At 70.7% G+C, this 10712-nt stretch carries 10 protein-coding genes; all 10 read right to left on the minus strand.

Annotation, left to right across the window (positions count from 1 at the left end):
* Positions 1 to 265: 265 nt before the first annotated feature.
* Entirely contained in the window at positions 266 to 1732 is a 1467-nt protein-coding gene (locus tag ACIBAD_RS37195; protein WP_398911460.1) for a DNA polymerase IV, read from the minus strand.
* 77 nt (positions 1733 to 1809) lie between these two features.
* On the minus strand, positions 1810 to 2448 hold the full coding sequence (locus ACIBAD_RS37200; RefSeq protein WP_134074558.1) for a MerR family transcriptional regulator: 639 nt from the start codon (positions 2446 to 2448) through the stop codon (positions 1810 to 1812).
* A 192-nt stretch (positions 2449 to 2640) separates the two neighbouring features.
* Positions 2641 to 3114, minus strand: a complete 474-nt coding sequence (locus ACIBAD_RS37205) for a bifunctional nuclease family protein (RefSeq protein WP_134074559.1) — start codon at positions 3112 to 3114, stop codon at positions 2641 to 2643.
* Between the two features lie 63 nt (positions 3115 to 3177).
* Positions 3178 to 3951, minus strand: coding sequence for a MerR family transcriptional regulator (locus tag ACIBAD_RS37210; protein ID WP_208329117.1), 774 nt, complete (start codon positions 3949 to 3951; stop codon positions 3178 to 3180).
* A gap of 50 nt (positions 3952 to 4001) precedes the next feature.
* Complete coding sequence (locus ACIBAD_RS37215) at positions 4002 to 4898, minus strand: FHA domain-containing protein (RefSeq protein ID WP_134074560.1); 897 nt, start codon at positions 4896 to 4898, stop codon at positions 4002 to 4004.
* Positions 4899 to 5028: 130 nt separating this feature from the next.
* Positions 5029 to 6015, minus strand: coding sequence for a DUF881 domain-containing protein (locus ACIBAD_RS37220; protein WP_398911464.1), 987 nt, complete (start codon positions 6013 to 6015; stop codon positions 5029 to 5031).
* Between the two features lie 5 nt (positions 6016 to 6020).
* On the minus strand, positions 6021 to 6353 hold the full coding sequence (locus ACIBAD_RS37225; RefSeq protein WP_030158423.1) for a small basic family protein: 333 nt from the start codon (positions 6351 to 6353) through the stop codon (positions 6021 to 6023).
* On the minus strand, positions 6350 to 7258 hold the full coding sequence (locus tag ACIBAD_RS37230) for a DUF881 domain-containing protein (RefSeq protein ID WP_208329118.1): 909 nt from the start codon (positions 7256 to 7258) through the stop codon (positions 6350 to 6352). Before ACIBAD_RS37230 ends, ACIBAD_RS37225 begins: the two co-directional genes overlap by 4 nt.
* A 108-nt stretch (positions 7259 to 7366) precedes the next feature.
* Complete coding sequence (locus tag ACIBAD_RS37235; RefSeq protein ID WP_134074562.1) at positions 7367 to 9862, minus strand: mannose-1-phosphate guanyltransferase; 2496 nt, start codon at positions 9860 to 9862, stop codon at positions 7367 to 7369.
* Positions 9863 to 9961: 99 nt separating this feature from the next.
* Positions 9962 to 10552 (minus strand): CDP-alcohol phosphatidyltransferase family protein, encoded by a 591-nt coding sequence (locus ACIBAD_RS37240; protein WP_134074563.1) that lies wholly within the window; start codon positions 10550 to 10552, stop codon positions 9962 to 9964.
* Between the last annotated feature and the right edge of the window lie 160 nt (positions 10553 to 10712).

A 10712-nucleotide genomic window follows, 5' to 3' on the forward strand; every position in this document is an offset into this window, starting at 1 on the left:
GGCCCGCTGGGCATCGGTCACCGACAACGGCGGAATCTTCGGACCCGGACGACTCATACCCAACCAACGATGAATCTTCGACTCAGGTCACTAGGAGGCGTCGGCGAAGTCGCGCCCGGGCCGCGGGTACCACGCCTCGCCGCGTTGCCGGAGCGCACGAGTACGTCCCACACGGGCGCCCCCTCTCCGCCTTGCGAGGCACGACACCAGACGCCGCAGCCGGGCGCCCCTCCGGCGCCCGGCACGACTGTGCGGACACCCCGTACTAGGGGGCGTCCGCCCCGGCCTGTCCCACGAGGGGCAGCGGATCGGAGGGCTCCAGCTCGGGGTCCTCCACCCGGAAGGTCCGCACCCGGCCCGGCGGCGATCCGGGCTGCTCGAACCGCACGGTCACCCTCCCGACCCCGCTGCCCTGCACCCACCCGGGCCCGTACACGGCGTGCAGTACGTCACTCCCGGCCGCCCAGCGCCGCTCCGGGGCGGGCTCCGGCCCCCCGGGCGCCCCGGGTGCGTCCGCGCCCTGCGGGGCCTCTGCGGGCCCTCCAGGCGCTCCCCGCGCCCCGGCCTCCCTGGCACCTGCCGACGCGGCGGCCGCGCCCCCCGCAGCGGCCTCGGCAGCCTCCTGCGCCGCTGCCTCCGCGGCGGCCTCCGCCTCCGCCGCCATGGACTGGGCGAACAGGTCCTCCTGCGTGTAGTCCGCGAGGCCCGTCACGCCCACCCCCAGCAGCCGGACCCCGCCCGTCGTGTCCACCGCCTCCAGCAGCCGCGCCGCGGCCTCCCGCACCACCGCCGGGTCGTCGGTGGGGCCCCGCAGCGTCTCCGACCGCGTCATGGTCGAGAAGTCGTACCGCCGCACCTTCAGCACGATCGTGCGCCCGGAGTGCCCCGAGCCCCGCAGCCGCTCCACGCACCGGTCGGCGAGGCGCTGCACCTCGGTCCGGATCCGCACCCGGTCGTGCAGGTCCACGTCGAAGGTGTCCTCCACCGACACGGACTTCGCATCCCGTTCGGCGACCACCGGCCGGTCGTCCAGCCCCAGCGCCATCCGGTACAGCCCGACCCCGTGCGAGCGCCCCACCATCCGGACCAGCTCGTCCTCGCCGGCCTCGGCGAGCTCCCCGACCGTGGTGATCCCCGCGCGGCGCAGGTGCTCGCCCGTGACGGGCCCCACCCCGGGCAGGGTCCGCACCGACATCGGGGCGAGCAGCTCCCGCTCGGTCCCCGGCTCGATCAGCAGCAGCCCGGCCGGCTTGGCCTCCTCGGACGCCACCTTGGCCAGCATCTTGGACCCCGCCAGCCCGACGGAACCGCTCAGGCCGGTCGCGGCCCGGATGTCGGCCCGCAGTCGCTCCCCCGTCTCCCGGGCGCTCTTCGAGTCGAAGGCCGTCCCGCCCGCCTCCAGGTCCACGAAGGCCTCGTCCAGGCTGAGCGGCTCCACCAGCGGGGACAGCTCCCGCAGCAGCCCCATGACCACTTCGCTGACCGCCTGGTACAGCCGGAAGCGGGGGATCAGGTACGCGCCGTTCGGGCAGAGCCGGCGCGCCTGGGCCATCGGCATCGCCGAATGCACCCCGAAGCGCCGGGCCTCGTAGGAGGCGGTGGCGACCACCCCGCGCGGTCCGAGCCCGCCGACGATCACGGCCTTCCCGCGCAGGCTCGGCTTCGACGCCTGCTCCACGGAGGCGTAGAAGGCGTCCATGTCCAGATGCAGGATGGTCGGCGCGGCTCTCACAGCCCCGATGCTGCCTCATGCCACTGACATTCGGCCGGGGCCGGGCCCGGCGTCTTCGGACCGCGCCCGGGTAGGGCTCAGCCGGCCCGGTTGCGGCGCGCCGCCAGCTCGTCCGTCGGGTTGTGGCCGACCACCGTCTCGCCGGTGTCGACCCGCTCCCCGTGCAGCTGCGAGAGCGCGTTCTCCACGTCGCGCCAGACCACGCCCACGGCGATGCCGAAGACGCCCTGCCCGCCCTGGAGCAGGCTCACGACCTGGTCCGGCGAGGTGCACTCGTACACGGTGGCGCCGTCGCTCATCAGCGTCATGCGCTCCAGGTCCGAGAAACCGCGGTCGCGCAGGTGCTGGACGGCGGTCCGGATGTTCTGCAGCGCCACCCCGGTGTCCAGGAAGCGCTTGACGATCTTCAGGACGACGACGTCCCGGAAGCTGTAGAGACGCTGGGTCCCCGAGCCGTACGCGGGGCGGACCGTGGGCTCCACCAGCCCGGTCCGCGCCCAGTAGTCGAGCTGGCGGTACGTGATGCCCGCCGCGGCGCACGCGGTCGGTCCCCGGTAGCCCACCTGCTCGGGTGCCGCGTCCGCGTCCAGGGGTGCGACCGGCGCGTTGCCCGGCTGACGGCGCGCGGCACCGGCCGCGCTGCCGTGGAGCGGGTACGGCCCACCGTCACTCCGCACGGGGATGCCCCCGGTCGTACCGTCGCCCGTGACTCTCACGCCGACCCTCCGTCCTTGACCTGCCCCCTCGAAGGTAGGCAGTCACCAGGGGTGCGTCAACGATCGCCACACTCGGCACGCCGAGTGATAATCACCCTGAGAGTGGTTTCCCGTGTCCTAAGCCGGGGAAAGGCTAACCGAATGGGCTGATGCACCCCCGGGACACGCGGCGCGGACGGCGCGACCGGCGGCTCACTGCGGTCCGGTACCGAAGTCCTCCGGGGAGATCTGGTCGAGGAACTCGCGGAACTTCTCCACCTCGTCCTCCTGCTCGTCCGGAATGGCGATGCCGGCGTCGTCCAGCACGCCGTCGCTCCCGTAGATCGGCGTACCGGTACGCAGGGCCAGCGCTATGGCGTCGGAGGGCCGCGCGCTCACCTCGACCCCGCTGGCGAAGACAAGCTCCGCGTAGAAGACTCCCTCCCGCAGATCCGTGATCCGGACCTCGGTGAGCTCCTGGCCGATCGCCTCCAGCACGTCCTTGAACAGGTCGTGCGTCAGCGGCCGGGCAGGGGCCATGCCCTGCTGCGCGAAGGCAATGGCGGTCGCCTCCCCTGGTCCGATCCAGATGGGGAGGTACCGGTCGCCTCCCACTTCACGCAGGAGCACGATCGGTTGGTTGGAGGGCATTTCCACCCGGACACCCACAACGTCGAGCTCGTTCACACAGCAACCCTAGGACCTGCTCGGCAGGTTTGGGTAGTCGGGCCCCTCTCGGGGGTCCCGAGGTCAGTGCAGACGGACCCCGAGCGCGGTCTGTACCAAGGCCTCGTGGAGCCGTACGGACAGCCCCGCGAGCTCCTTCAGAGTGGCCTCGGCATGCGCCCTGGTCTGTGGGTTGCGGTGCCGCCGCAGGGGTGCCACGACCTGCTCCACCAGGCCCGCCTCGCGGTCCGCGGCGGCCTTCATGGCCCGCAGGTGCCGCGGCTCCAGCCCGAACCGGCCCAGATCCGCCACCAGCCGGGCCACGGTGACCGCCCCGGCGTCGAATCCGCCGCCGGGAGCCTCGCCGATCAGCCCGTACGACTCCCACTCGGCGAGCTGCGCCTCGTCCACCTCGGCTGCGGCGAGCAGCTCGGCGCGGCCCATCCGGGGCGCGGCGGCCCGCTCCCGGCCCACCTCGCCGTAGACGGCGGAAGGGCTCGCGGGATCGACGGAATCCCCGTGCGCCGTGGGCGCGGGGATACGGATCTGCTCGCCACGGGAGAGCGCGTCCAGCTGCTCGCGAATGACCTTCAACGGCAGGTAGTGGTCCCGCTGCAACCGCAGGATCCGGGCCAGCCGCTCGACGTCCTCGGTGCTGAACTTGCGGTATCCGGAAGGTGTGCGCCGGGGCTCGACGAGCCCCTCCGCCTCCAGGAAGCGGATCTTCGAGATCGTGACTTCGGGGAACTCGTCGCGCAGCAGCGTGAGCACCGTGCCGATGCTCACGAGACGCCCGGCCGAGCCGGCACTGCCGGCGGCGCCGCTCTTCGGGGCACCGCCGGCCGGGATACGCAGCATGGGACCTTCCCTCCGGGGACAGGGGTCCCCCAGGCGGAGCCCAGGGGCGGTCAGATGCCCCGCAGGCTCGCGTAGAAGACCATCCGGTACTTGCCGATCTGCACCTCGTCGCCGTTGTGCAGGGCGACCGAGTCGATCGGCTCACGGTTCACGTACGTGCCGTTGAGGCTGCCCACGTCGGCGACGGTGAAGCCGCCGTCCTGGCTCCTGCGGAACTCGACATGCCGCCGGGAGACCGTGACGTCGTCCAGGAAGATGTCGCTCTGCGGGTGCCGGCCCGCCGTGGTCAGCTCACCGTCCAGCAGGAAGCGGCTGCCGGAGTTGGGGCCGCGCCGCACGATGAGCAGAGCGGAACCCGGAGGCAGGGCTTCCACCGCGGCCTGGGCCTCGGGGGACAGCGAGGACGACACGTGCTGTTGTCCCGACACCTCGGCCTCGTAGGCCTCAAGGCCCGAGATCGAGATGGTGGACGTGGTCTCCGAGGCACGCTCCGGCGTCAGACCCGCCCGCAGCGGCGCGCCGCAGTTGGAGCAGAACCGGCTGGCCGCATCGCTGCGGTGTCCGCACCTGCTGCAAACCTGCTCGGCCGACATGGACGGCTCCTCGCGCCGCGGCTGCCCCGCGGAGGCATTGGTGGCATACGGGTCGGGGGCAAACCCTCCACCCGAACTTGAGGTTGATGGTTCACCGAAACCTATGCGTCCGGAACCGGCAGGGTCAACAGACGACGCGCCGGGCGCGCCCGAAACATCCCCCGGGCCCGCGACCTCGTCGCGGAAGAGCGGCCGGTCGCCCTGCCCTTCCACCTCTCCCTGCCCCGCGCGGTGCTTGGCCGCACCGCTTTCCTCGCGGTTCTTCTTGCCGAACAACTTCTCAAACAACTTCACGGGCGATTCCCCTTGAACGAAACAGACCCGCCCGTGGGGCAGGACGAACTCCGAATGCACACACCTGCCGACCCGGACATTCTCACAACGTCCGTAACCACCAGACAGTTTCCACCACGCGGGACGACTTCGGCGCGCCGACCCCCCGCAGGCGTCAGCCCGCGTGAGCCCGTCCGCGCTCCGTCCCGCGTCACGACGTTGACGACCGAGCGTAGTCAGGCTGCTTCGCAGCCCGCAAGGCGTCCACAACGATCTTCGCCGACCGTGTGACGGCAACGGTGGCCTGTTCCTTCTCCAGCGTCTGCACGACACCGCCGGGAATGTTCAGGGCGGGCTCCAGATCCTGCGGCTTGCCGATCACCTTGAACTCGTACGGCTGTGTGATCTTCTTACCGTCGATCCCGATCCCGCCGCCCTCGTCCGAGAAGAACGAGCTCGCCACGATGCGCACTCCGTTGACCTGGATCGCCTCGGCCCCGGCCGCCCGCAGCTCCTGGAGGGTGTCCAGCAGCTGGTCCGACTGCACCTGGCCCTTGGAATCGGTGATCTTCAGTGTGATGCCCGGTCCCTGCGCCGCCACCGTACCGGCCAGGATCCCGAGTTGGCGCTCCTTCTCGACCGTCTGGCGACGGGCCTCCTCGGCCTGGTTCGAACTGCTCTCCAGCTCCTTGCGCTGGTCCTCCAGCCGCTGCTTCTCGTCCTCCAGGCGCTTGGTCCGCCCGTCGAGCTCGTCGAGGATCCGTACGAGGTCCTCCTGGCGGGCCCCGCGCAGCGCGCTGGAGTCGCTGTTCGAGCGCACCTGGATGGCAAGGCCCAGCCCGAGGACGAACAGGAGCAGCGCGACGATCAGTTGGGCGCGGCTCACGCGCGGCGGCCACACCGCCTCCGCCAGCCGCCGCCGGCCGCTCGGCGCGGGCTCGGCCGGCTCGGCGGGCTTCCCGGCCTCACCGGGCTCCGCGGCCTGACCGGGCTTCTCGGCCCGACCGGACGCGTCGGCCCGACCGGACGCGTCGGCCCGACCGGACGCGTCGGCCCGACCGGACGCGTCGGCCGGACCGGGCCGGCCGGCCTGGGCCCCCTCGCCGGCCGCCGCGGGCTCGGCGGGCCGCGCCGACTCGTCCTGCGGCGGCAGCTCGGAGCCCATCGGCTCCTCGGGCGGGTTGTCGTTCGTACTCATCGGCCTCACGCCCGGAACACGTGCCGGCGGATGGCCGCGGCGTTGGAGAAGATGCGGATGCCGAGGACCACGACCACGCCGGTGGAAAGCTGCGAGCCGACGCCCAGCTTGTCGCCGAGGAAGACGATCAGCGCCGCGACGACCACGTTCGACAGGAACGAGACCACGAAGACCTTGTCGACGAAGATGCCGTCCAGCATCGCGCGCAGACCTCCGAACACCGCGTCCAGCGCCGCCACCACGGCGATCGGCAGATACGGCTCGACGACGGCCGGCACTTCGGGCCGGACCAGAAGTCCGACCACCACTCCGGCCACCAGGCCCAGTACCGCGATCACGATGCACCCTTCTTCGGCTCTTCTGCTGTAGCTGTACGCACGGTCAGGCTCGACGCGGCCGGCAGCCGCAGCTCGTCCGCCGGGGACAAGGTGGCGCGGATCCCGTAGTTCTCCTGCAGGGCGTGCAGGTACTGGCCGTCCGCGGAGTCCTGGAACGCCGTCCCGAGCCGCTTCTTGTCCCCCACGGCCAGCACCTCGTACGGCGGCACCAGGGGCCTGTTGTCGACCAGTATCGCGTCACCCGCGGCCCTGATCGCCGACAACGCCGTCAGCCGCTGCCCGTTGATCGATACGGCCTCGGCGCCGGACTGCCAGAGCCCGTTGACGATCTTCTGCATGTCCCGGTCCCGCAGCCGGCCGGTGTCCGAGAACCCGGCGTTCTCGCGCGGCTTGCCGCCTCCGCCCGAGGAGGAGCCCTTCGCGTCGTCCACGACCAGCTTGAGACCGGGTCCCTGGACCTCCGTCGCGCCGGAGAGCAGCGCCACGAGCTGCCCCTGGTCCCCGCCGTGCTGCTTGAGCGCCTCCCGCTGGCGGCTCGCGACGTTCTCCCGCAACCGCTCGATGTCCCGCTCCAGGCCGTCAGCGTGCTCGTCGGCCCGCTGCACCCGGTCGATCAGCTCCTGCCGCTCCTTGGCCAGCACCGGCGCGGCTATCCGCGCCTGGGCGGCACCCAGCGTGACGACCATGGCGGCGAGCACGAGCCCCGCGGCGAGCGCCAGCTTGGCCTTCAGGGTGCGCGGCAGACCCGCCGTGCCCTCCGCCTCGTGCCGGGCCGACGCTTCCGCGTAGCCCTCGTCGAGGCTGTGGTCCATCACGTGCGTCAGCAGCGACATGGATGCGTCCGGACGCGCGGGGGGCGCCGGCGCCGAACTCCGGTTGTGGGGCGGCTGCGACATGCCGCTCATCGTCGCATGTCGGCGCGCCCCACACCGAATGCGCCCGTCCGGTGGACGGGGAGCGGCATCCGCCGCTCCCCGTCCACCGGACCACGCCCGTTCCGTCGGCTACGGGGCTCAGTGCCCTGCGCCGTCCACCACACCCGCCCACTCGTCCAGCAGCGCCTGCGCGGAGGCGTCGTCGGGGCCCTCGGCCCACAGGTGGGTGACCGCCTCGGCCGGGTCCGGCAGGACCAGCGCCCACCGCCCGTCGGCCTCGACCACCCGCACACCGTCGGTGGTGTCCACCTGTCGGTCCCCCGCCGCCTCCACGACCCGTCGCATGACGAGCCCCTTCACCGCCCACGGGGTCGGCACGTCCCGCTTGAGTACATGGGCTCGCGGTATCCGCGCATCGATCTGGCTCAGCGTGAGCTGCGTCCGCGCCACCAGACCGATCAGCTGGACGAACGCCGCCGACCCGTCGAAGACGCTGCTGAACTCCGGAACGATGTAGCCGCCCCGGCCGTCCCCGCCGAAGATCGTGTTCTCCGCCCGGCCCACGCGCGTCAGGTCGTCGGGCGAGGTCGTCGTCCACTCGACCTGCGTCCCGTGGTACGCCGCCACCTGCTCGGCGATCCGGGTCGTGGTCACCGGCAGCGCCACCTTGCCGCTGCGCTTCTCCGCGGCCACCAGGTCGAGCAGCACCAGCAGCGCCCGGTCGTCCTCGATGATCCGCCCGCGCTCGTCCACCAGGGAGATCCGCTCGCCCACGGGGTCGAAGCGCACGCCGAAGGCGGCCCGCGCCGAGGCCACGATCTCCCCGAGCCGCACCAGCCCGGCCCGCCGGGACTCCGCGGTCTCCGTCGGCCGGGACTCGTCGAGCCCCGGGTTGATCGTCAGCGCGTCCACTTCGAGCCGGCCGAGCAGGCTGGGCAGCACGAGCCCGGCACTGCCGTTCGAGGCGTCCACGACCACCTTGAGCCCGGAATCGGCGACGCCGGTCGTATCCACCCGTCGCAGCAGGGAACCCGTATAGGCGTCGAAGACACTGCCCGGGAACTGGAGGTCGCCGATCTCGCCCGGGAACGCCCGCCGGTACTCCTGGCGCGCGTACACCCGGTCGAGCTTGCGCTGCTGCTGCAGCGAGAGGTCCGCTCCGCGCTCGTCCAGGAACACGATGTCGACCGAGTCCGGCACTCCGGGCGACGTACGGACCACGATCCCGCCCGCGGTGCCGCGCGCGGTCTGCTGGCGCGCCACGGGCAGCGGTACGTTCTCCAGGTCGCGCACGTTGATCGCGCTGGCCTGCAGCGCCGAGATCACCGCCCGCTTGAGCGCTCTCGCGCCGCGGGAGTGGTCACGGGCCGTGGTGACCGTCGCCCCCTTCTTCAGGGTCGTCGCGTACGCGCCGGCGAGCCGGACCACCAGCTCGGGGGTGATCTCCACGTTCAGGATGCCGGTGACTCCACGGGCGCCGAACAGATGCGCCTGACCGCGGGACTCCCAGATCACCGACGTGTTGACGAAGGCGCCGGCCTCGATCGTCTTGAAGGGGTAGACGCGCACGTTCCCCTGAATGATCGATTCCTCACCGACCAGGCACTCGTCACCGATGACGGCCCCGTCTTCGATCCGGGCAGCCCGCATGATGTCGGTGTTCTTGCCGATGACGCAGCCGCGCAGATTGCTGTGGGGGCCGATGTAGACGTTGTCGTGGATGACGGCCTTGTGCAGGAACGCCCCGCTCTTCACGACGACGTTCGAACCGACGACGGTGTGCTCGCGGATCTCCACGCCGGCCTCGACCTTGGCGTAGTCCCCGATGTACAGCGGCCCGCGCAGCACGGCGTCCGGGCTCACCTCGGCGCCTTCGGCGATCCACACGCCGGGCGAGATCTCGAAGCCGTCCATGTCGACCTGGACCTTGCCTTCGAGTACGTCGGCCTGTGCCTTGACGTAGCTCTCGTGCGTGCCGACGTCCTCCCAGTAGCCCTCGGCCACGTAGCCGTAGATCGGCCGGCCTTCCTTCATCAGCTGCGGGAACACATCGCCGGACCAGTCGACCGGAACGTCCGGATCCACGTAATTGAAGACCTCGGGCTCCATCACGTAGATACCGGTGTTGACGGTGTCCGAGAAGACCTGCCCCCAGGTCGGCTTTTCGAGGAAGCGCTCGACCTTGCCTTCCTCGTCCACGATGGTGATGCCGAATTCCAGCGGGTTCGGCACCCGGGTCAGGCACACCGTGACGAGTGCGCCCTTCTGCTTGTGGAAGCGGATGAGGTCGGTGAGGTCGAAGTCGGTGAGTGCATCGCCGGAAATGACGAGGAAAGCATCGTCCTTCAGGGCCTCCTCGGCGTTCTTCACGCTGCCGGCAGTGCCGAGTGGCTTCTCCTCGTTGGCATAGGTGAGCTCCATTCCGAGCTCCTCGCCGTCACCGAAGTAGTTCTTGACGAGTGAGGCCAAGAACTGGACGGTAACAACGGTCTCGCTGAGCCCATGCCGCTTGAGCAGCCTGAGCACGTGCTCCATGATCGGCCGGTTGGCCACCGGCAGGAGCGGCTTGGGCATGCTTGAGGTCATGGGGCGAAGACGAGTGCCTTCGCCACCGGCCATCACGACGGCCTTCATGTCGGAAGAGTCCTCCTAGAGAGACGACGTTCTCGCCGACCTCACCCGTCCGGACGGTGACTTCGCAACTCCTCCGCGTCAGCACCACGCCGAGCGAGCTCAATCGGCCGCGGCGTCCGCCTTCACGAGCCGGCGGACTTGCACCACGTAAAGGATTCCTGCCCACCAGTAGAGGGTTGTACCCCATCCGGCGAACGCCCATCCGAAAACTGCCCCCATCCAGGCCAACCAACCCGTGCCGTCACTGAGCAACAGCAGGGGGAAGGCGTACATCAGGTTGAAGGTCGCGGCCTTGCCGAGGAAGTTGACCTGGGGGGGCGGATAGCCGTGACGGCGCAGGATCCAGACCATCACCAGCAGCATCAGCTCACGGGCCACCAGCGCCCCCGTGAGCCACAGCGGCAGAATGTCTCGATAGGTCAGCCCGAAGAGCGTGGAGAGGATGTACAGGCGGTCTGCGGCCGGATCCAGCAGCCGACCGAGGTTGCTGATCTGATTCCAGCGCCGCGCCAGCTTCCCGTCGAGGTAGTCACTGACCCCGCTGAGCATGAGGACGGCCAGTGCCCAGCCGTCGTGCTCCTCCAGAATCAGCCAGAGGAACAGGGGCACGCCGGCGAGGCGAGCCATGCTCAGGATGTTCGGAATGGTGAAAATTCGGTCCGTCTGAACCCGAGTCTCCTGGACCTCCACCCGGGGGCCTCCACTGTTGAACGTACGAACGATGCCTCCTGACCCTACAGGAAGCCGCACCGGCTCAGAACGCAGAAAAGCCCCGTACCGGATACCCGGTACGGGGCTTTCTACAATGATTGTTCGGCGGCGTCCTACTCTCCCACAGGGTCCCCCCTGC

Source organism: Streptomyces sp. NPDC051109, from assembly GCF_044455885.1.
GTDB lineage: Bacteria > Actinomycetota > Actinomycetes > Streptomycetales > Streptomycetaceae > Streptomyces.